The organism is Rheinheimera sp. MM224, assembly GCF_947090785.1.
Taxonomy (GTDB): domain Bacteria; phylum Pseudomonadota; class Gammaproteobacteria; order Enterobacterales; family Alteromonadaceae; genus Pararheinheimera.
Genome location: NZ_OX352320.1, coordinates 2,077,743 through 2,100,313, shown reverse-complemented (window position 1 = coordinate 2,100,313; position 22,571 = coordinate 2,077,743). Strand labels below are relative to the sequence as shown.

The 22,571-nt window shown below is 44.2% G+C and carries 18 protein-coding genes; 4 read left to right on the top strand and 14 right to left on the bottom strand.

Annotation, left to right across the window (positions count from 1 at the left end):
* Positions 1 to 73: 73 nt before the first annotated feature.
* The 10 genes from brxC to OM978_RS09915 form a co-directional block, all read right to left on the bottom strand.
* Entirely contained in the window at positions 74 to 3,547 is a 3,474-nt protein-coding gene (gene brxC, locus OM978_RS09960; RefSeq protein WP_264346732.1) for a BREX system P-loop protein BrxC, read from the bottom strand.
* 15 nt (positions 3,548 to 3,562) lie between these two features.
* Positions 3,563 to 4,105, bottom strand: coding sequence for a BREX protein BrxB domain-containing protein (locus OM978_RS09955; RefSeq protein WP_264346731.1), 543 nt, complete (start codon positions 4,103 to 4,105; stop codon positions 3,563 to 3,565).
* A gap of 20 nt (positions 4,106 to 4,125) precedes the next feature.
* Complete coding sequence (locus tag OM978_RS09950) at positions 4,126 to 4,881, bottom strand: hypothetical protein (RefSeq protein WP_264346730.1); 756 nt, start codon at positions 4,879 to 4,881, stop codon at positions 4,126 to 4,128.
* A 151-nt stretch (positions 4,882 to 5,032) separates the two neighbouring features.
* Complete coding sequence (locus OM978_RS09945; protein WP_264346729.1) at positions 5,033 to 7,705, bottom strand: ATP-binding domain-containing protein; 2,673 nt, start codon at positions 7,703 to 7,705, stop codon at positions 5,033 to 5,035.
* 215 nt (positions 7,706 to 7,920) lie between these two features.
* Positions 7,921 to 8,568, bottom strand: a complete 648-nt coding sequence (locus OM978_RS09940) for a flagellar motor protein MotB (protein ID WP_264346728.1) — start codon at positions 8,566 to 8,568, stop codon at positions 7,921 to 7,923.
* Positions 8,565 to 10,310 carry a hypothetical protein gene (locus OM978_RS09935; RefSeq protein ID WP_264346727.1) on the bottom strand — a complete coding sequence of 582 codons (1,746 nt, stop codon included), beginning with the start codon at positions 10,308 to 10,310 and terminating at the stop codon, positions 8,565 to 8,567. Before OM978_RS09935 ends, OM978_RS09940 begins: the two co-directional genes overlap by 4 nt.
* The gene (locus OM978_RS09930) at positions 10,307 to 11,614 is read right to left on the bottom strand and encodes a hypothetical protein (RefSeq protein ID WP_264346726.1); all 1,308 of its coding nucleotides are present in this window, start codon (positions 11,612 to 11,614) and stop codon (positions 10,307 to 10,309) included. Before OM978_RS09930 ends, OM978_RS09935 begins: the two co-directional genes overlap by 4 nt.
* 11 nt (positions 11,615 to 11,625) lie before the next feature.
* Positions 11,626 to 12,519 carry an ATP-binding protein gene (locus OM978_RS09925; RefSeq protein WP_264346725.1) on the bottom strand — a complete coding sequence of 298 codons (894 nt, stop codon included), beginning with the start codon at positions 12,517 to 12,519 and terminating at the stop codon, positions 11,626 to 11,628.
* Positions 12,520 to 12,524: 5 nt separating this feature from the next.
* Positions 12,525 to 14,363 (bottom strand): DNA recombination protein RmuC, encoded by a 1,839-nt coding sequence (gene rmuC / locus OM978_RS09920; protein WP_264346724.1) that lies wholly within the window; start codon positions 14,361 to 14,363, stop codon positions 12,525 to 12,527.
* A gap of 94 nt (positions 14,364 to 14,457) precedes the next feature.
* Positions 14,458 to 15,972, bottom strand: a complete 1,515-nt coding sequence (locus OM978_RS09915; RefSeq protein WP_264346723.1) for a DUF4145 domain-containing protein — start codon at positions 15,970 to 15,972, stop codon at positions 14,458 to 14,460.
* Between the two features lie 301 nt (positions 15,973 to 16,273).
* On the opposite strand from OM978_RS09915, the gene OM978_RS09910 reads away from it, so the two are divergent.
* The 4 genes from OM978_RS09910 to OM978_RS09895 all read left to right on the top strand — a co-directional run bounded on the left by OM978_RS09910 (position 16,274) and on the right by OM978_RS09895 (position 18,678).
* Positions 16,274 to 16,564 carry a hypothetical protein gene (locus tag OM978_RS09910; protein ID WP_264346722.1) on the top strand — a complete coding sequence of 97 codons (291 nt, stop codon included), beginning with the start codon at positions 16,274 to 16,276 and terminating at the stop codon, positions 16,562 to 16,564.
* A 123-nt stretch (positions 16,565 to 16,687) separates the two neighbouring features.
* Positions 16,688 to 17,560, top strand: coding sequence for a WYL domain-containing protein (locus OM978_RS09905; RefSeq protein WP_264346721.1), 873 nt, complete (start codon positions 16,688 to 16,690; stop codon positions 17,558 to 17,560).
* 81 nt (positions 17,561 to 17,641) lie between these two features.
* Positions 17,642 to 18,121: a hypothetical protein gene (locus tag OM978_RS09900; protein ID WP_264346720.1), complete on the top strand. Its 480-nt coding sequence runs from the start codon at positions 17,642 to 17,644 to the stop codon at positions 18,119 to 18,121.
* On the top strand, positions 18,118 to 18,678 hold the full coding sequence (locus tag OM978_RS09895) for a hypothetical protein (RefSeq protein WP_264346719.1): 561 nt from the start codon (positions 18,118 to 18,120) through the stop codon (positions 18,676 to 18,678). Before OM978_RS09900 ends, OM978_RS09895 begins: the two co-directional genes overlap by 4 nt.
* 109 nt (positions 18,679 to 18,787) lie before the next feature.
* Here OM978_RS09895 and OM978_RS09890 read toward each other — a convergent pair whose 3' ends face one another.
* The 4 genes from OM978_RS09890 to OM978_RS09875 all read right to left on the bottom strand — a co-directional run bounded on the left by OM978_RS09890 (position 18,788) and on the right by OM978_RS09875 (position 22,441).
* Positions 18,788 to 19,135, bottom strand: a complete 348-nt coding sequence (locus OM978_RS09890) for a hypothetical protein (protein ID WP_264346718.1) — start codon at positions 19,133 to 19,135, stop codon at positions 18,788 to 18,790.
* 414 nt (positions 19,136 to 19,549) lie between these two features.
* Positions 19,550 to 20,614 carry a hypothetical protein gene (locus tag OM978_RS09885; protein WP_264346717.1) on the bottom strand — a complete coding sequence of 355 codons (1,065 nt, stop codon included), beginning with the start codon at positions 20,612 to 20,614 and terminating at the stop codon, positions 19,550 to 19,552.
* 24 nt (positions 20,615 to 20,638) lie between these two features.
* Positions 20,639 to 21,223: a hypothetical protein gene (locus OM978_RS09880; protein ID WP_264346716.1), complete on the bottom strand. Its 585-nt coding sequence runs from the start codon at positions 21,221 to 21,223 to the stop codon at positions 20,639 to 20,641.
* A gap of 201 nt (positions 21,224 to 21,424) precedes the next feature.
* Complete coding sequence (locus tag OM978_RS09875) at positions 21,425 to 22,441, bottom strand: hypothetical protein (protein ID WP_264346715.1); 1,017 nt, start codon at positions 22,439 to 22,441, stop codon at positions 21,425 to 21,427.
* Between the last annotated feature and the right edge of the window lie 130 nt (positions 22,442 to 22,571).

The window sequence follows — 22,571 nt, the reverse complement described above, 5'->3', positions numbered from 1 at the left end:
AAACGCCGAGACCATAGCACCGGCGGAAGTTGTAGTTTGTGCACCAATGGGTTAGCTGGCAGCGTTACGCCAGTTAGTTGGGTGCGACCGGGCCTTTTTGTAGTTCCGCTTTGATTTGCTGCTCCAGTTCCGCAAGCCAGGCCATTAGCTCAGCTTCGGTTTTCAGCACCGGCTTTTTAATGCTTAAATGCTGCACTTTGGGCTGTATTTCCGTGACGGCTTTTTTGCGCACTTGTTCAAAACGACCTGGCAGTGCGGCAATGCGGTCGTTCCAGGTTTGGATTGGCGTGCCGGCAATTTCATCCAATACGGCCGCTTGGCCGGCTAAATCCACTTTGGGTAAGGCGGCCAGGTTGGCTTTTTTTAACAGCTCTTGCTGGCGATCGCTGGCTAAACGTTGCCAATCTGGGTCTTGCTCCAGTTCTCGCATACAGCGATGATAGGCGGCTTCGTATTCGCCCAAATGGGCTGTTATTAAATCGCGCAGCGCGATAATAGCTTTTTTCAGTAGCGGCTCTACCGGATCAGGCTGGGCTAACAAGCTGCGGTTTTTCACAATGGCTTGTTGTTCGTCGACTAAGTCTTGGTATATAGCTAAGTCGGCGCAGTATTTGAGCGCTAGTTGCAACTCTGCCCAGCGAGAACGGCGCTGCTTCGTTAAATCGGCCTGGTTTCTCCAACTGTTGGCGGCAGTTTCTAACTCATCGCGCTTTTCATAGGCCAACTTTAATTGAGCATTGCCGGATAACACTTCTAGCTCAAACAAAGCTGGTAATTGTGGAGGTGGCGGCAATGGTGCGTCACCGCCTGCGCTTCGCGCCAGTAACTTCAGTTGTTGCAACGCCAGTGGCAACTTGCTGACTTCTTCTTTGGCGGTGCAGTTTAAGTCCGAGATGTTATTGATCAGGCTACGAACTTTAATCAGCTCAACGTTGCTGATGGTAATATTCTCAGGGCGAAACTTGTGCTGGGTAAGCTTTTGCCGGTCAAGATTTTTGGCATCGACGGCTTTTTCTTGGGCGTCGCTGGCTTTTAATATACCGGCGGCCAACATGGCATATAAAGCGCCGTCGATCGCATCGCGCGGCCAACCGTAAGGAGCGTTACCAAACTCTTCTCGAATTTCGGCGCCAGTTTTCACCATACCAATAAAGCTTTTGATTTTGGCGCACACCGGATGTTTGTCGGCTTCGTCGTTATGACCAACGGCTTCTATGGCGTTTTCGCCACCTTCTTTGCTGGCTCTGTTATACACAGTGCCCCAGCCTTTATGGTCAGCCATGGCAAAGTCTGGGTAAAGGCGTAAACAGGCGGTTTCGGCGGCTTTTTGCAGCTGCAAGGCCAAGCTGTCGGCGACAACGTCAGCACCACCGGCCAATTTGACCTGAATTTGCGCAAAGATATCTTTTAAAATGGCGTTTTTGGTACGCTCGGCTTCAATCACCCGATATTCCATCGCAGCGCGGGCTTCTTTACCAGCGTCGGTGCTGGCAACACCACGCACTTCTAAGGTGGTTTCAGCCGCTTTGAACGTGACTATGGCATCGGTTAACTGAGAGCGATAGGACGCTGGCACATAGACATAAATAGTGGCTTGATCTGGGCTTGCTGCTCGTGCTAAATCGCCGAAGGCTTTTTCGGTGACATCTGGCACCCAGGCGTAGATTTTTTTCGCCGCATCGGCCGGTAGTTCTGTATCAAACGACAGATATAAAGTACGAGCCTCGGCCACCACACCTTGGGTGAGCCGAACTTGCTGCGCTTGTTTTTTAACGAAGCTTTGGATTTCAAAGGCGCGAAAGCTTTCTAGCTTGGTTGGGTTACTACGAAGCTCGTTTTCTTGTTGGCGGAACATGTCGTACCATTGTTGGCTTTCGATGGTTTGTAAGCGGTACTCCTCGCCTTGCAAGGTTTGCATGCTCATGACTAAACCGTCTTTTTCCAGCTGCTTTAAAAGCTTTGGCATTTGTGCGCGCAGTTCGTGCTTGCCGTCTTGCAGATGTTCAATCAGCAGGTCGGTTAAGGTATCGGCGGTGGCTGCAATGCCGTAATCGATGTCGGACGGCAATTTGCTGATTAATAAAATCAACGACAAGATACGGCCTTGCAGCACTTGCTCGGCATCACCGCCTTTTAAGCGGCTGATGTTTTCGTAAATTTCTTTGCCGATCACGCCGGTTTGCAGCAAGGTGGTAGCGATTTGTTCATAGATAAAATCGGCGGGCACCACAGCGCCCAGTGGCAAATTGGCAGTTTCTTTGGTGGCTTCATGCACCAAGCGCAGTTGGCTACGCAGCTGCGAGCCGGTACCGGTTTTATCTAACGCAGGTAAAACTTTTTCCCAAAAACGCCGACGCACCGGTAACAATGGGTAATCGGCGACCATCCAGGCTTCGTCGTCTTTGTTGTGCTCAATGACGCTGCTGCGCAGATGACGGGAAATTTCGCCTAAGTTGTCATGCACCACTTGTTCGATATGCGGCCGGGCACTTTCTTTTTTCTGCAGAATGACTTTGCGGATCACCGAATCGACATCGGTATCTTCAAGCTGCACTGGCACCTGGAAACGGCCCATTAAGCGCATCAGGTTCGGCATGCCAGATAGCGCGCTTTGGCCTGTGGCTACAAATAGCAATTTAGATTTGAATTGACTGGCTTTACAGCAGGTTTCTATGGCTTCTTGCACATCGTGGGCACGTTGCACGTCGTTGCCGATGTATTGCTGCACTTCGTCCAATACCACTAGCGTTAAAGGCAGTTCGCCATTGACGGCCAGCGCATCCATGATGGCTTCAACCATTTCGCTGTTGGTGACGTCAGTGACAATTTTGTATTGGGCACGCAAGCTTTCTCGGACATCTTTTTCATCCGCGGCAAAACCTGGCATAGCCGTTAATAGCGCCTTGGCGATAACAGGCGATACGTGCAAGTTGCGTAACTCTTTGGCCCAAATGTCTTCACCCGGTTGGGCTTTGACATACTGCCGGATAAACTCTTGCACTTGCGATAGCACACCTTGTTGTTTCAACCAAAGGACAAAACGCGCTAAGTGGTACTGCTCTGGCAAACCGACCGAACGGAAAATAATCGATAGCAGTGCCAAGCGGACTTGGTCTTTAGCGCCTGCTCCTAAGGTGCCGGACGCGGCGTGTAGGCCAGCATGTTGAATGCCCAGCTGACTTAACTGCTCTAGTAACTCGGCGATGTCATTGGGTAAATCAGCTAAACCGCGGGCGTCACTTTTATCTGGGAACTGTTGATTGGTCCAGAGCGAACGCAGCATTTTCGCGAGATGCGATTTGCCTGAGCCAAAGAAACCACTGATCCAAACGCCAGGTTGTTCCTCATTTCTTTTGACATTAGAAACGAAGTTGCTGAGGATTTTCTCCAAACCTTTTTGGTAAGCACCGTCACAGACGAAGGTTTGTAACTCATACATCAATGTGCTTAACGACGCGGCTGTAGTATCGTCTTTGACTTCTGCCACGCCATTGTTGGCTAATTTGCTTTCAAGCGGATCGTTGAGATAAATATCGCGGTTTAGCATTGTGATAGTCCTTTATTAAAACGCGGTGATGGCGGTGGCTTGGTAACCCCAGCCATCTTTAGCATCGAGCAGGCGGTAAGTGTTGTCGTGGTATTCCCCTGGGAAAAACACCACTAAGCGTCCTTGAATATGGGTGGTTAAGGCTTTCACTAAACCAGATACAGACGCAAAACCAAACAACGTGCCACAGCCAATTAAGGCAACCACGGAATCGGCGGTTTGTTGGTTCTGGTACTGTTCAGTAAGCTGGCTTACCAGTTCATCTACGAAATAGCCGTAACTACCTTCTAAATATTCTGGATCTTCAAAATAAGAATCGCGGTAATCTTGCTTGGCCATCCAATCCGGGAAGGCGTTGGTCACGTCTAACGGAATAAAGGGGTGACCCGCTTGCACTGTGGCTTCGACAAATTCAGGCAAGCGTGCGCGCAGTTTTAATTCATCTTCTTTATGGTAAACCACAAAAATGGCGCGCTCTTCGGCAGAGATCACCTGGCTCCACGGAATGCTGATATGGCTTTGATAGCTTTGTAATAATTTGGATAAACGATCAGACATCCAGTCAATTCCTCAACAAATTATGCGGTTTTCAAATTCGGAAACGTCACTTCGACAATTTCACCAGCGTGCTTAAAGTTAATCAGCCCACGCAGCGAGGCGCTTTGCGCAAGGTCATACACGCTCATTAAATCTTTGCCCAGCAACTTGCACCAACTGCTGGTAAACAAGCGCTGGCCAGAAAAGCCTTCGCAGCTGGCTTGAAACAAGGCAAACGCCACGTTGACATAGGTTACTTTGGGTTCGGCCCGGTATTTTTTGGCTTTGCCACTTAGGTAACCAGCTTGGGTCCAACTGCCGTTAATGTTTTGCGAAAACGACTTCAGCGACGCCTGGCTAAAACGGTCTGGGTTTGGCGCGGCTAAATGCTCTTCCATTTGTTCTCGCGTTAATAACTCCCCCAGCTGCAGCGGTAATATCACATCCATACTGCCACGTAATAACGGGTCACGTGCTAAAGCCATTTGCAAACACAGCAGCGGCTGCGCCGCTTCGGACAACTCCCACAATTGGCGAAACACCCGGAACAGCGGAATGTCGGGAGACAGGCCGTAAAGATCGACCAGGTGACTAAACGTTAACTTGCGCGCGTTTTCACTGGTTTTGTGCAGCACGTTAAAGTCGATGATATCTTGTCGATAATCGTCTTTACTTGCGTGTTCGGGACGGCCAGCAAACAATAACTTAAGCTCTTCTAGCATCATGCTGCGCGCAGCATGTGCGCCGTTGATGCCAAATTTAAAACCCAGTTGGCTACGGCTTTGTTCATCAACCATGGGAGCATTATCCTCGGTAGAGTGTGCGTTCAACGCCAGTCTTGGCGGTACAGCTAAGTGTTGCATTCTACCGATTCTTCCTTGGGTTACATAACAAAACATTGCTCGCGACGTTGTAAACAACATGCATCCATTATCGGTCCTAAATGAATTAGGCATTATCAGACCAATCCCTCACAAATACTGCGCGTAACGGCTCTAATTTACTTGGTAGCTGCTTTATGCAAGATAAACCTAAATACGTCGCCGCCCTAGTCGCACCGACATACAAAAACCGCTCGTATAAATCCGGTTTTTGCTCTGCAAGCTCATCTAAACCGACGAAGAACACAGCTTCGAACTCTAAGCCTTTGATATGCTGAATATCAAAAACTCTTATTTCATTGCCTTCACCGAGAATTTTACCGTTGGAGCAAGCAGCAGCTTTAAGGTTGATATCTTCCAAATGCTGCGTTAGTAGCTCAGCCATAGGAATGACCTGTGCTTCTTGATTGACCAACACTGCAATGGTTGGAATTTGGTTCACGCCATTATCAATTTCACGGATGCGTTCGGCTAACCACTGCGCATTAGTATTTAGATCCTCTGCGTATTCCATAAGCAATGGTGCGACACCCTCATGGACTTTATAAGTTGGCAGAGTGCCCAGCGTCGTCAAGTCACCCGATTGCAGTTGAATGAGCTGGTGCGAGAAATCATTTAACTTTTTGCTCTGACGGTAGACACAGTTAATTCTGCGCATTTCTAACCGCGGCATCAGCCAAGAAAAATCTTGTTCTGACCTCAGACCTTTTGTCGTGATTCGTTGGTTAAAATCACCGCATGCAAAAAATGATTTTGTGTCAAGAGAGGTCAATGCCTCCATGCAAGCTAATTCTAACCCTGAGAAATCCGTTGCTTCGTCAACCATAATTTGATTCTTGAATAAGCTTCGGATCCCAGTCAGGTAATCAAATTTAACCTCAAGTATTTTTCGCTTGATGACAGCTTGATGCATCAATTGACGAGCATTTTGCAGGGTCAAAAGGATGATCGCATCTAACTCAGGAAATGAAATATCTGTTGCAGAAATAACTTCGTCAACGTAGAACAGGTCTTTGAAGTTTTTATCCCGTCGAAACCTTTGATAGCTCGTTGAAACATCTTCAACAAAACGGCGATGTGCATTGCTGAGTCGTCTCAGCGCACTTTGGAACACAAACTCTTTTCCCAATTGTTGCAACACATCATTCTCAGGTAATTTATCTTGAATGAACGCAATAACTTCGGCGGTTCGCCCCGTTTTGAGAATTGATTTCTTTAAATAAACGTTCTTTGCTATCGATCTTAATGAACCAACAAACGCAGCTACACCTAGCTTTAGATCGTTCGTTTGCTCAGCAACATCGCTCTCGTCACCTTCAAATTCATCTTCATCGTCATTGATTTGATCTTGCGTCAACGTTCGAAGATGCGTGCCTAAGCGCTCAAAAATAGTCCTATCTAGTTTAAAAACTCGGTCACGCTCTTGTTTAATCAACTGGTCTGTTGTTTCTTTGCCTTTATCTAGTAGTGCTTTGATCTTGTCTTCTTTTTGTTCAACTGCAATGAGTAAGTCTAAAAGCGAATAGGTCGACTCTGCGTCAAAGAACATCTCGAGGCTTTCAAACGTAGCAATGTCATCGGCGTTACCGAGACGCAACGCTGTCTGATAACCTTCAGATAGTTGGTTTTTGATCGATAATTGATGAAAATCTGCAAATGCCGTGTACCACTGTGGAATATCTACCCCTGGCTTTAAAAAGGTAAGCCCGTTTCGCAGGATAAACTTTCCTCCATTTGTTGTTTTCAATATTCTCAAACTTTCACGTGCTAGCCGATCTCGATGGTTACTCCATGTTCGTATATTTTCATCGCTAGCAGGTATCTGTTCGCGATTAAAAGCTTCTTTTAAATACTGTTTCAATAAATCTGAAGGAGAAAACATCATCCAGCTAGAACGTTGTTTCGATAAGGCAGCCTCATCGTCAAACAATTCGGACTCAGATGCATCCAGGCTTAGAATGTTTGTTTTCTGTGCTAAGCGCTTTATCAATGTTGTTGTTTTGCCGGTACCTGGAGGCCCAAGAATTAATAGCTGACTATCCAACGGTAAACGGAAAATTTCGCCTTGGAATTGATCCAAGATAGGCTGGTCTCGCAGTTCCATTGCGACTAAGGCTTCATGCTTGTAACCTGTAGTTTGATTTTCCAATGGGTGTGGCTGTGCCAGAAGCGCATCCAAATCGTCGACTTCTTCAAAATGAGCTTCAACGAGCAATGGCAACAAAGAATCAAATAGAATATCGATTTTTTGAGCAGGATATATAAATCGAGTAGTTTGAGAATCCCAACTTGCTGCTCTTTCAATAGGCCGCAAACCTGCTTTTTGGAGCACGCGGACATATTGGCGTTCCCCTTTAAATTCAACTTCACGCCCATCACCAACTGGTATCTCAGCCAGTTTACCAATTTCCGTTTGATAACTTGCGAACATCCTGCCGGAGTTTAATTGAGGTGGGGTGCTACGAGTTATATACAGTTCGTGGCTCTGACCTTCAGCATCTTCCACTACCAGATAAACCACAAATGGTTCTTGTAATAGTTTTCCCAGGCTTTTTCGTACCAGATCTCGTGCAACAGTTACATCTTGAATAGCCCGCGTTGAATTCGCTGTGTTTAATAACGCAAAGCAGTCAGCTGGGTTACCAGGAATATGAGTAAGCTTGCTACGCGCAAAATCTGCGACCGCTGTTAACGCCTTAATAGTTTTATCGGCAAACTGGGAATAGTTAATTTCTGGCATACTAAATGTCCTTATTAAACCTTCGCTCTTTATGATGTTATTCTAATTGTGAATCGACCAGACTTACTGCGTCGCTCCTTGAAGTATTAATCTTGCTCCAACAGCAAGATTTACAGACCAATTTAAAACCTAAAACCGCTTTTGGCACAGTTTATCCTTTGCTTAATGAGAAAAACTCAAGAATAAATCTCGCAAATTAACTAGTGTAGTTTTCACTAGGAGCCCGCTTTTTGCATAGTAAACAAAACTTCAACTCGCCTATTTCTTGAATCACTGGCTTCAAGACCATCTAAAGGCTTTGAATCACCAAAACCTGCAACGACTATTCGCTTTGAAGAACCTTCGTCAAGTTCACCAATCAATGCTTTCCTAACCTCTCTCGCTCTGGCTGCTGATAAAGTGTAATTGTCGTCATATACAGTACAAAATCTTGCGTAATCTGTTACCGGGCGTTTCACTGGGATATTATCGGTGTAACCCTCTACATATATACGCGCAGCGTTGTTTGAAGTCAGAAACCTTGCTAATAAGTCTCTTACAGCTTCAACAGAGCGGAGCGCTTGATTTGTTAGGCAAGCACTGCCACGTTCAAACACCCCATCTTTCAAAGTAAGGCGATTAGCGGCTAAGTCAACTGACATCAATGCAGAAAACTCACTTTGTTCAAGAACAGCTTGCAGTGATATGCCAACATTTTTTATTGGGTCTTCTGCATTTTTTTTTGCATTCGCGAGCTCTTGTTGAAACTGCATTTCACTGACATTTTTCTGTAATACTGCAACTACCAGCAAAAGCATGACTACAGCCAAAATACCAGCCATTAAGTCTGATATAGCGACCCACTCACTTGGTTTTTCTCTCATTGAGCTTCAACCTGTATTTGCTTATCGACTGAAACTCTCGGCTTTAAACTTTCTTTAAGAGTTGAATTAATAGCCAATGAGTGCGTCTCAAGGTTTTGCATTGAGCTTTTGATTACATTGATAGCTTCATGGTATCGGTCTGTACTTTTTATTGAGGTAAGTAACTCTGTTATTTCCTGTAATCCTACTAAATATGTATTAAATTGGTCAGAAATAGATTCTATCGGCGTTATGATTTGGCCAAAAGTGTTCAGCTTTTTCGACATGTCCTGCAATTCTTTTATGGAGCTATCCAATTTTCGATAAACGCCGGCTTGTTCACGATTTGACTCTGAAATTGCTTTCAACCCAAACTCTATTGGGGTAGTTAGCTTCTTAGTAATCTCAATCGAATCTTGAACTTTTTCATTTAATGTAGTGCTAGAAATAATAAATTGTCTCGCAGATTCTGCTTGTATTTTTAATGCCTTATCTACAGAGCCTTGCACCTGCTGCATGGTACCTTGTACGTCCTCAGATAGCTGACCTAGTGCTACAGATATCTCGGATGTTGCGGCGTGGAGTTTGTTACTACCTGATTCTAATGTACTGGCTGCCTGCTGACTCATTTCATTTATGGCGTTACCTAAATCTGCTCTTATTTGGTCTAAAACCTCGGTAAATTTTTGTTCAAATGTTTCTACTGCCCCCACTAGGCCGCTAGCTGCGACACCAACACCTCTGGCACCTTCAGCCATCTGAGAAGATGCTTGCGACATTCCTTCAACCAGGCTAAAAGTATTTAAACTAAAATCTTTAAGAGTCTTCGAAGAACTCTCCAGCTCATAACGCATTGCATTTAAGAGCTGTGAAGCACCATTGAAACCTTCTCTAACAACACCAATAGTTTCGATTGAACGAATTTCAGCATTCGAGTTTTGAGTTTTAATAGCATCTTGTAAAGAAGAAAAACCGCTTACTATGTTAGATCCAACGTCGTTGATCTGATTACTAATCTGAATTGACAGTTCAAGCCTTTTAGATTCTCGCTGTGTTTCACTTTGCTCTCTAGTATTCTCTAACCCAACAACTGAGCTAATCAACCGCTCCATACATTCTTCAAAAACAATACTAGTCTTATGGGAGTTTTCAGCAACGGCCTTAACTATGCGAGATAGTTTTTCATCCTCGTAGTTTTTTGTTTCTAACTTTCTGGCATCAAGATCTTGTTTAACTTTTCGAATTACCCACGTCATTCTCTTCTCTTCAAAACGAGTGACTTCGCTCCAAATTTTCAGAAGAATAAATCCGATGATGCCCCATGTAGACGTCTTGAATTTGGTGCCCAGCCCTTGAAGCATATCAAGCAAGTTTTGCATACTACTTGCGGCAGCGCCCGGATTTAAAGCATCTGGCTGACTCAGGATATTAGATGCATTATTCAAAGCAAGGCCTAAGCCCAGGAATGTACCCAGCAAGCCAACAATCAATAGCAGCCCAGGCATAACATCTGCAAGCTTTTCTGGCGCAGTGGCAACAGCATGAGAAAGATCCATAACACTGCCATGCTCTATGTCTAGGTTGTCATCGGCTTTGCCAGAAGCACCTCCGGTCCATTTTTTATTCCAAGCGCCAGCACTCGCTGTAACGTGGGCACTGGATATGGTCAGCGTGATCAACGCAACCATGAAGATAAAAAATGTAATCTGGATAGGGTCAGCAAAATCAGGTAACAAGAAATTTATAAAGTCAGACAAAATCATGCAAACGACTCCAATACTCTTTCAATCCTCTGCTCGGATTCTGCTTTGAAAATGTTTGCATAATCGTTAACAAGCGCCTGTTCGTCTTCAGTCAAAGAAGCAAATGGAATGTTCTGTTCTGCACATTTAAGTAATAAAGTGCCGACGATAGCCCCCTCGTCAATCAAATATTCTTTGCCTTCACTTTCTAATTGTTGTTCGTCTTTCTCAAGAAGCTGCAAAAAACCTTCGACAGCACCGACATAACGACTCACGTCATTTAACTCATTTAATGTCGAATCCAGTTTCGCTTGCTGTAATGGTAAGTCCGCCTGTAACTGAGTTAAGAGGCTTTGTTCTTCACTTGATAAATCAGATTGAATTTCTTTTGCCAAAGTTAGATTTTTGAATAGAATTTTTTCTTTTGATAACGTTTTACGGTCTTGCTCCCAAACATTATTTAACTCCTTGACACGCAGTGACCACGATGCAACCAATTCCTCAAATACGAATGGTGCTAACGCTCTTCCATACACTTCTTTCAAAATTCGGTCTAACCTCATTGCAGCATCATTACTTAATTCAGGATTGGCTTTGACTAAGTCAGCTGCGATTTTCACAAGAAACAAATCATCAAAGCTTAAGTCGTCGATACTCTTGGCTGAGACAAATTTATTTTCTGTCATATTTAATAATTTTTGAGTTGCCCGTAATCGCAAGTAGTGCTCGAAGTTTTGAGGTTCTTTTTTGAGCGCATTTTTTAATTCAGCACGGGAGATTTCGTAATCGTTGATAGCAGAAGAAAGTTCAAATACGTGTCTATTTTCTTCAGTTGCAAACTCTCTTTCAGCACTGCGAAATGTTGACTGGTGACTCTTCGCTTCAGCAAGTTCAGCGTCACTTAATTCCTCAGTTTCCTGGGCAGCTTTTCGCTGATTTTCGTCTTGCTCTCTCCTTTTCTGCCAGCGATTTGCGATCTTAATTGCCCATTTAATTGCTTCATCTAATTTTTTCGCAATTGGAGAATTTTCAAACTTTGTGAGCGCGATAAGGCCCTTAGACAACAATAGCAAAGCTGCTTTAAGCCATGGGTACGGAGCCTTTGTGGCGGCATACTCCAAAAATACTATTATCTTATCTACATGAGGCTTTACTGCTGACCAAACGGTTTTTACACCACCAATGAAACTTTCAGCCTTCTCAGCCATCCATCCAAGTGCCCTTCCAGCAATTTCTTTAGCTTTGACAAAACCTTCGCTAACTGTGCTAACAGCAGACGCTACAAAATCCTTCGCTCCACTATATAAATCGGAAAAAAATCCCATATCCAACTCCCTTATTTATTTTCAACGCCAAGCATTTTTTGGCTTAAAGTTATATTCGAAGATAACGAACCAGATGAGACTGGTGTTCCCACATCTTTTTTGGATTTATTTATTGCTTGAATGGCAGCACTTAAATGTTCCCATTTTAGCGCTGCACCTTCCACACCATTGATCAATGCTTTAGGTAATGCCGTACGAAGAACTGTACGAATTTCTCTACCAGATAACCCTACTGATAGTTCAGCACTCTTTTCGATGAGGTTTTGACGTGTTTCTTCTGTAGGTATGCCCGACACCAGCATTTTTTCAAAAAGTGCTGTACGTCCAGCCAAATCAGGAAGTGAAAATTCGACGTGATATCTGATTCGACTCACAAATGCCGCGTCATAATTTCTTGCGAAATTAGTAGCAAATACAACAATACCGTCAAAGCGCTCTAGTTCGATGAGCAGAGTTGAACGCATCGCATTTATTTCGTTATCAATACCTTGAGTTACAGACGATAACCTAGCACCTAACAAAGTATCAGCTTCATCAAAGAACAATAATGCACCAGACAAAGCAGCCTCCTGAAAGGCTGCAGTAATATTCTTAGCTGTTTCGCCTACGTACTTACTTTCTAATTCGGATATACCAATATGGATAAACTTTCTTTGCAGAATTCCAGCCAATGCCTCTGCTGCTAGCGTTTTACCGGTACCAGGAGGCCCATAGAAGTTCAACACCATATTACGACCTTGAGGATCGACTGCTCCAAACCCCCAGTCGGTATAGATAGTTTTATGATGTTTTAACGCTCCAATAGCTTCATCAAACATGAGGCGAGTATGCTGAGGAAGGATCACATCTTTATCCAGTGAAACTCCCGGTTCACGGACATCAAATTTTAATGAAGAATCCGACACAAATTTCATCCTTCTGATCTATCAATCGAAACATCGGAAATAAGCTCCAACTTCGCAACATTCACCAACTCAGCTGGCAGCTCTTTTTGCACTGATACGCCCAGCTCTTTAAATTGCGATGCTTGCAATATTAAGTTGCCCGGGCCTGTGTAGAGCTGGCTGAAAGCTTTGTTGTAGGTGGTTTTGGCTTTGTCTAACTGGTTGCCTACGGCTTGCATGCTCTCTAAAAAGCTATTGAGTTTTTTATAGAAACGCTCTGCCCGCTCCGCCAGTGCGGCGGTATGTTTGTTTTGCTCTTCGAAGCGCCATAACTGGCGGACTATGTTTAAGCTGGTGAGCAAGGTGGTTGGTGTGGCCACCAGTACTTTTTGCTCTATCGCCTTTTGAAAAATGCTTTCGTCTTCACGCAGCGCTTCGACATAAGCGGATTCAATAGGGATAAACATAATCACCACTTCCGGCGAGTTAATGGTCGGCAAGCGGGTGTATTCTTTGTTGGCCAGTTCAGAAATACGGGCCTTTACCGCTTGGGCATGTTCTTTGAGTGCGGTTTTACGCTCAATTTCATCTTCGGCATTCACAAAGCGGGTATAGGCATTCAGTGAAGTTTTGGCATCAATAACTAAGTGTTTGTTTTGCGGCAGATAGATAATGGCGTCGGGCCTGAATGTGCCCTCTTCGGTACCAAAGCTGACTTCGCGCTGGTAATCGCTGCCCAAGCGCAAGCCTGAACTTTCCAGCACGTTTTCCAGCATCAGTTCACCCCAATTGCCCTGCACTTTTTTCTCGCCTTTGAGCGCCTTGGTCAGTTTTTCGGCCTGATCGGTGATTTGCATATTCAGCTTTTGCAGGTTTTCCAGTTCGGTGCGTAACTTCACCCTCTGCTCTGTTTCCTGATTGTGAATATCTTCAACCTTGGTTTTAAAGCCTTTTAGTTCTTCATGAATAGGGCTAAGAATGGATGCCATGCTTTCCCGGTTCATTTCTTTAAAAGCAGTGCCTTTTTTCTCCAGAATGTCGTTGGCCAGGTGCTCAAATTCTTTTTTCAGCTCCAATTTGCTGTCTTGCAGCAATTTCAGCTGCTCGGAAAAATGCAGCTCTTTTTCTTGCAAGCTGGTTTTAAGCTGAGTATAGGTTTCAGTCAGTTGCTGATAGCTAGTTCTAAGTGTGCTGTGTTCAGTTTGTGATTGCTCGAGACGAGAGTTCAAATCACGGTTCTGCATACGCTGGCTTTCCAACTGCGCCTTTGCCTCTGAACTGTCACGGGTGAGCTGGGTGTGTTGTTGCTGTAGTTCTTGTTTTTCTGCAAGCACTACATGCAAACGCTGTTCTAATTGCGCGTTTTGTTTACCAAGGCTATCCAGAGAGGATTTGGTTTCGCTGAGTTCGGCGTGCAGGCTGGTGTTTTTGCTTCGAAGCTCTGACAACTCTTTTGCAGCACTATCAAAGCGGCTTTTTAAGTCGTGCTGCTGCGCTACGCTACCAGCCAATTCAGACTGGGCGGCGGCGCTTTGTTCTTTTGCTTTTTGGGTTTCTGAACGGAATAGCTCAGCACTTTGTTTTACGTCAGCTAACTCTTTGGACAACAGCTGATTCGCCGCAGTGACGCCCTGCTTATCAGCTTCGGTACGGGCGAATTGCAACTGAGCGTGTTGAACCTCAGTTTGCAAAACTGCCTTCGCATTCTGGCCTGCGATCAACAATTCATTGATTTTTAGCAACTCTTGTTTGGCGAGTTCCAACTCTGTCACTGCCTGTTTAGCAGAGCGGTTGCCGAGTAAATATGCAACAGCAGAAGACAGCAAACTAGCTGCTACAACGACCATGTAATAATTTGCTTCCATAAAAATCCTTATTATTTAACAGTACGTTACCAACTGCCAAGGGAGCTTTTAGCACACTAACAATTCCCTCAGGATGAAACAAGCTTTTTAAACTTTATGCGGCTGCGCGTTGAGACGAGCAGCTTTTTGTGACCAACCGACTTGCCCAATTCCCATTGGCCGACTGCAGTTTTGAGGTGGCTCTGGTATTTTTTGGTAAATGCCTGGACTGGGTTTGCGCCAAAAAGCTAATAGCTTCCGATAAACCTTTTTTAGCCGCACTTTGCAGCAGACTTTTGGGTGTTTGATCGAACGCGACGTGATGCTGGCTGCAACAAAGCTCAATGAGTACAAAGGCTAAATCCAGTTCCAGCCGCGCAAGCTCTGTTATCTTATTGGCTTTGCTAAGCTGGCGCATGGCGTCTTTTGCCACGTTAACCGACTGGCTCTTTTTGCCCGCTTGCAATAACACATAAAAAGTAAGCACTGCGGGTTCGATAAAATCTGGCAATTTTTTATAGTGGCTGAGCATCAGCTCAGCTGCTTTTTCACTGTCTTGTGTATAACCAGCGAAGCCGTTGAAAAAACACAAACCTTCGACAAAACCAAAACCAGGCAAGGACGTTGCCTTTGCGCTGATGATTGCGCTTTTGAATGATTTTGCTTTCGCTTTTTCTGGTGTTGCGAGTGCAGATACTAAATCAACCACTGTACTGATGGGCTCACGATGCTTTACACCCTGTGCTATCAACTCACCAAAGGCGGCATCATCTTTATAGGCGAAATGCTCTACTAATCGTTTGATGGAGTGATGACAGCCCTGCTCTGCCGCCTTTTGATAATGCTTGATGGCCTGAAGCATTTGGCCTTTTCGCTCAGAAATAGTGCCGGCAAGATGATTCAGTTGTTGATCGGACGAGCCTGCTTTAAGTGAGCGCAATGCGTTTTGCACCTCATCCAGGCTGAATAGGCTTCTTTTATGATCGAGCACTAGGCTTGCCATTAATGTGGCCGCTTTTACACTTTGGTGTTTTAAGCCTTTACGCAGCCAGTAACTGACATCTTCACTTTTAAAATGGCTAAAGTGATGGACGTTTTCAGCTTCTGCCTTGAACAGGTAGTCAGCAATATCAGCGCAAGCATCGCCGTCACCCTTGCTGGCTTTATGAAGCAAGCTGGTGAAGTTGATACTTGGGTAAATCCGCCACGCGGGAATTTGGGCATCGCTATTTTGGAAGCGGACCACATAAACCATCAATTCAAACAGACACTTTAACGCCTGTGTCATTTGGGCTTTGCTCAGGTCGTTAAACACCATGCGCTGGCCTCTGTTATTCTCCCGAATATGTACGCCTTCATTACATAAGCGGCGTAACAGTTTTAAATCGCTGACCAGCTGCTCTGGTAACACAGATGCAGACTGCAAGGTATCTATTTTTTCCGCCAGCGTGCTCTCTACACAAAGTTGCACTGATTTTAGATCGGCAAACTCATAACACCACAATTCCAATGCCAACCGAATCTTTAACAAAAAGCAGCAGGCATCATCGCCAATAAAGCGCTCTGCCGACGACAGCAACTCAAAGAAGTGTGGATGGGTCTCTTGTACAAAGTCAAAATTGCTATGCATCTCGATATTCTCCTTTAAGTTACGTTGTCTTCACTCAGCATAGAGCTCAGAAAGTGGCGTCCCTGCCATTGCCGTCATGGCTATCCGTTACAACATCCCTGCTTCACCTTATCCATCAGGTGACATGTCATCCGTGAATACAGATGCTATAGGCTTTGGCGATAATTGCTACAGCTGTACATTTACTCATGTATTGTTTTTGTACAGACGAGATTTTACTCAATTGACCAACCCAGTTAGCTCGTTCTAACCTTTGCGAAAATCAAAAGGACATTTCACTCACTGAACATAAGGACGACCTGTGGCCAATTTAAAACTTGTAAAAGCGATCGATTTAAAGAAGAAAAAAGCTGAGTTGGAGGAATTAATTACCCTTACAGCAGACATGACTGCTCTTAAAGGGCTCATTAAAGACGAAACAAGAGAACTCGTCCTGATCCATTCAGGTAGATCATGGAACTATGATGATTTGCTTGGTCTTGCACATCGTTATTTAATCTTGGGGCGCAAACATTCTGTGGATGTCTCAAAGGTGGAAGTGTGGCTCAACAGCGAAAAAAACCGACTTGCCAAACTCGGTTTGGAACTGTAAAAAACCATAGAGTAGATAAATAAAGATAAAAAGATCCGGATGAGTAAGGCAACCTGATCTAACCGTATCTGCGTTCAAAATGCGTATCGAAAATAGACAGATCATAAGAAAAGGATTTTTACCATGGAAGCAGAAAACAACTCCGCCTTGCCATTTGGCTGGGAAGTATTGATGCGTTACCGGCTGATTGAGATCATTGCATTGTGGGAAGGCCGCTTAACCACCAACCATCTGTGTAATAGTTTTGGTATAGCGCGCCAGCAGGCATCCAAAGACATTAATAAATACCTGGCCGAGATTGCGCCGGGGAATCTGGATTACGATAGCAAATTAAAAGGCTATCGCCCGACTGCAAATTTTACACCTCGTTTAACCAAAGGTTTATCTGAAGAATATTTGCATGCGCTGGCCAGTAACAGAGATTTTTCTCATACCTTTACTACGCTGGATTTGGGGTTTCCTCACACCGAGATGCTGCAACCACCGCTGAGACAAGTGGATCCGGAAATTTTGCGTGGCCTGGTGCAAGCCGCCAGAGAAGGCAAAAAAGTAGATATGGGTTATGTGTCCATGACTTCACCGGATGAAGAAAGCCGGATCATCGCACCGCACACGCTGGTATGCACACCATTACGTTGGCACGTCAGGGCCTACTGTGAGAAAAACCGGGAATTCAGAGATTTTGTTTTAAGCCGGTTTCGAGGCATTAACAGCATTGAAGGCGTCAGCCCCTATTCCAAAGAGCAAGACCAACGCTGGCAACAAAAGGTAAGCATAGTACTGGTGCCAGATTCCCGCCTGAGTGACTACCAAAAGGCCATTATTGAACACGACTACAACATGGTAGATGGCAAACGCGTGATCTCAGTGCGTTCGGCACTCATCCCCTACGCTGTGCAGGCACTGAATTTAGACCTAAACAAAATTGAAGCCAGGCCAGAAGCGCAACAAATCACAGTGGCTAATTTGGATGAGGTAAAAAAGCATGCGTTTTAGTGGTTTACTGCACAATAACCATCGCTTAGTTTTTAAAAATAACTCTTTGGTCGCTGCACGCATTCAGTTAGTAAACTTGATATGACGGCACAATGTTCTGAAAAACTGAGCTATCTGGGCTTTGATTTACCCATGGCCACGTGTCCATTGTCTGACTATTTTCGATTGGTGCGAACACCTGTAGATATTGAGTTTGCGAGAAACAGTACCGCTTTGCACCGTGGCTATATTGGGCATTGGAAGATTATTGACCATCGGTTGTATCTCTCGTCTCTGCATGGCGAACTAAACAGTGGCGAACCATTGCGACTTGAGATGATTTTTCCGGGCTTTCCAGACTTAGTTTTTGCACATTGGTACACAGGTACACTTCGAATACCCAGAGGACGAATGCTGGAGTACAAACATTCTGGTTTTGGCAGCCTATATGCTTACGATTTAATGATTTTGATTGATGAAGGGCGCGTAAAACGACTATGCGTTATTAGCAATGAAACTCAAGAGGTAAGCTCGGATGAAAAGAGCATAGAAGAGGCGTTGCATAGGGATACAAGACGTTGAATATATGGAACTTGGTACTGCTATTTTACATTGCGATTGGGTTTATCGTTCTGGTACTTTGGGAATGGACACGGCGACAAAATCTAAAAGAACAACGAGCTAATCACGTGGCTAAAAGCCTATCAACATTTGATGTTATGGCCTTCTCCCTACTTGCGGTCTTCTGTGTATTTTTATGGCCACTGTCGCTTTATCTATTTCGAGTCAATCACTTAGTAAGTAAAAGCCAAACTTCAGAACAGAATATCGAACTGCTGCGCTCAGTAAGGCCCGAACATTTACTGGAAGCCATGAGCCTAAGTGAAATAGAACAGCACCACCGTATCAAAGACCCATTGCAGGCGGCGCCTGAGCTTCCCTTTGGCCATTTGCACCAGTCCTGGCTGCAGTTTAACAATGCATTACCGGAAAATGCCGACATTCACAGATTTGAGGCTGAATGGCGAACTTATGGCAAACACAATCAAGTTTTAAAGGGTTATGCGCTTGTTGTAGATGGCACTATTGGCGAATATTTTGTTTATTCTTGTTATTCAAGTGTAGTGCCTGTTGATTGAGGGGCAAAAACTCTAAAACCATGCTGCTCGACGTTATAGCGGGTAACTGTGCAGAGATAGCAGCGATACACACTTATTTTAAGTGGCTTCGATGCCTTTCCCCTTAACCTTACCCCGTATGCTCATAGGCTGATAGTAGCACTGTCCCCTCTGTTAGCCATTCAATTGCCACTACACCGTTTTTAACATGCAATCTACCTTCCCTATTTGGGCGGATCCGATGCTGCTTTCGTTGTTCAACTAAGGTATCAAGCAACTCCAAAATAGCGGCTTTGATGCCCTTTTGCTTTAGAAGTAAGTTTTCTGACTCTGTAAAATGCCAGGCTGTTGCAGTAAGTATGGTGGAATCAGCTTCGGCTAGGAAAGTCATAGATCCGTTTAGCTGTTCTAATTGTCGGTAGTTATGTAGCAGTGCTTCTAAGCTCTGCTGCTCAAGCAGGGTAACGTCAAGATCCATAGCTTTACTCCTCTCGCTATTTATCATTTTAGCTAGCTTAAGCCGGACGTAAAGCTCTGAACAGAAAAGATATTTTTGTGCGTTGATAAACCATACAAGACAAACGATTCTGAGCTGGCTGTTGCTTTAGCTGACAGTTCAAGTTGTAGGTGGGACTAATCGAACAGTTTCAGCCGCCACCAGCTGCATTTTCAGCATCTCAATCGCATTCAACTTGTTAGTGTATTGAGTACGCTTTGATGTGCTTTCCGCTGTTAGATTTAGTATTTTATGCCTGATCCTGACACCAACGTGAGCACCTACACCAGGATCGTTCGGTGATGGGATGACTTCAATTTCGAACTCATTACTGTCCATGATTCTCTCTCATCTCCCGATAATTTTATGCAGTTATGACTGCTAAAACCAATTTCCCTAAAACACTAATCTGGCAGCAGAATAAATAAATTTCAACACTGAAATTACCCAAACAAACGCACCGAATAAAAACGCTATGGCCTGATAGATGATGTCCATAGCTTTGAATAAAGGCTTAGCCAAGCGAGGAGCAAGTTTTACAATACCTGCTAATTCATCGCCTGATAATGTTGCAACTTTTTTCAAACGAGAAAGATCCTGCAAATTATCCGCTGCTTTAAAGCTATTTGATAAAGCACTTAAGCCGCCTTTGGACGCGATAAACAATGAATCATCCGCAGCTGTTCTTAATGTTCTTAATGCTGTTGTGTCTATTGACCTAGCTAAAATTACAGACATCTCGCTCATTTGTTTTGAATTAAGCTGACTTAGTTCAACAGATTGAGTTTTACGATATAGCTCATTAACAGCGTCTTTGTTTACAAGCTTGCCCATACTTCCAATTAGCTCAGCCTCTAGTTGTTTAGAAAATCGCCCCGCTTTGCGAAACATTTTTATACTGCTAGCCATTAACCGTAAAGAAACCGTTTTCGCTGCAGAAATACCGCCAGAGGCAAATGCCATACCTGTGGCAGTTATACCGAGCAATGACAAACCAACGGTCAGATTGTCGTAATCTGGGTAATTTTGAAACTCTTGGTACAAGTCCGTAAAATCAGAAATAGTTGTTAGGTCTGCAGCTACAGCAGCACTCAAACCCGTGAATGTTTTTACTTCCTTACCCGTTAATCCGTTCCATATTTCATCGCCACTTCGCGAAACTGACATCCAGGCAGAGTTCTTGTCTTCCAACTCTTTTAATAATCCAGGTTCAAACATGACATTATTCTGAAACCCCAAGGTACTGAGTTGATTTGCCGTATCAATATCGTCAGCCTTAAGTGCGTTTTGCAGCTCAATGTTGTAACGTTCATCTGGCAAAAATCGAAGATGAGCACGAACAATCGCACTATGACCGTGTTGGTAAGCTAAGAGCATGGCTGAGTCATAAGCAACCGGAAATAAGAAATAACCGGTCACCAAAAGAAATATCAAACTAAACAAATTACGAATAAATTTCATGATATTACCAGTGATTATGTGGTCTCAAGACAACTCTGCTACTTTGACATCAACTGTTTTACCAATTATTCGGCGTATGCTTCGTTCAAGCGCATTGCGCACCTCGTCACGTTTCTGCCTGCTTAGAAAAGTTAAATTGGCTGACCCGAACTGGCCAGCAATATTGAGGGTGTAGCGAATTTGTCGAGTAGCTTTATTTTTTGTTTTAGGCCTCCCTTTCGCATCATTACCATTACTCATTTTTTTAACACTGGTCCAACGCTTTGTATCCAAATAAATGTTTTCGATGTCCGCCAAAAGTACTGTTTTTCGGCGCATTAAATTCCAGTATGGTTGTAATGTGATGATCGCAAAAATGCTGTTTTCCATATCCGACCTTGGAAAACCAAAACTTTGCGTTTCGAGATTGATAAGGTAACGTCTGTTGGCAAAGTAAATCAAAGTACTTTGAATAAACAAAAGAATGGCGCCATGACTAAACCACTGCCAAAGATTAAAAAGATAGGAGGTAATTAGCCAAATCATCGATGTCCACAGCAGGTTGTACCCCGCCAATTTTAATGCCATCCAAACGTCCCTGATATCGTAAACTTGAGCTTTTACTGCCATCCCTGAACTTCCTTTTTATAACGATTTAGCAGACCTACAAGACTGCCTTTAAAAGATACTCTTGAATATCTGTCAAACAAATACTGGATATTTACCCACGTAAACTTTGCGTACAGTCACCATCATTATCTTTAGATAAACCGTCCGCCCCAATAGCTTTTGATTTGCTGACGGCACCTCATTGATACTTTCCACTTTAAGCTAGTTAGTTGCTGGCTGCTCTAAGCTTTTGATAAGTTGACGTACTTCAGGTTTTGAACGGCCATAACTGACAATAAAAACCTCCAGGTTACTTTGCTTATAAAGCATACAAGAACGCTGTATTGCATTGATAATCCAATCTATTCTGTTACCAAAAACTCCACCACCTAACAATGTTAAGAACAAACGAGGGTTACCCGTGGTTTTGTGGTTAATGACTGCCGCAGCAAAGGTGGCCTCATACGCAGCGTCTAACACTAACTGCGCAAAAGGTTGCCACACTTTTATCGGCAAATCGCAGTAGGCGACAGGTAAGGCTGAACAATAGGCTTGTGAAACGCAGTGCTCAGAACCTTGCAACGTAACCTGAGTGTTTGACTGTAATCCAATTCTCAGTAGTGACCGAAGTGTATCTAAAGCGTTTTCATCCAAAGAGTTAAGGTAATTCGTTATAGCATCCAGTCCTTTTGTGCTGGGCACGAGGTAACCATTTCGCATTCGCCACAACTCAGATACCGACATATTCATTTGGCTGGCCAAACAATCACCTAGGTCGCTTACCATATTCAACTGACGCTCTGCAGTTTGGCCCCTGCTATCATTTACTTGAACAAAGTAGTTGCGATAAATGGTTCCAGCACCGCAGGCGATAGCGCAAGCTGGCCCTTGAGTTTTATAGAACTGATAGCAACTCACACCCTGCTCTGGGCTGACATCCGGAGATGTCATTTCAAGTAAATTAAACTGCGATGCAACCTGGAATAGAGCCCCCGCATTGGCGGAGTCTCGATGCAAAGATTGTGCATCAGCAATTCGTTCTGATAGCTTAAGTTGACTATTCGCAGTAGACGCAAAAGTTACTTTTTTACGAAGGTCTGCGAGACTTGGAGTTGTAAGCTGCCCTACCTGATAAGTAGCACCATTACTCTGACAGTGAAGCATACCGTCTCGGTATTGCAACAACCGGGCGACATTGGCAGTAGTTTCTGTACAACCAGTTAATTCATCAAACCACATGCTAAATCCCTCTATCACGCTTCAAAAGCTTATGAGATCCAGCATACAGTCTTTGTCCTGTCGCCGCATTACTGGACAGAACATCATGTACGTTTTGAATACAGTGGACTACGGATTATTTAGAGCGCTA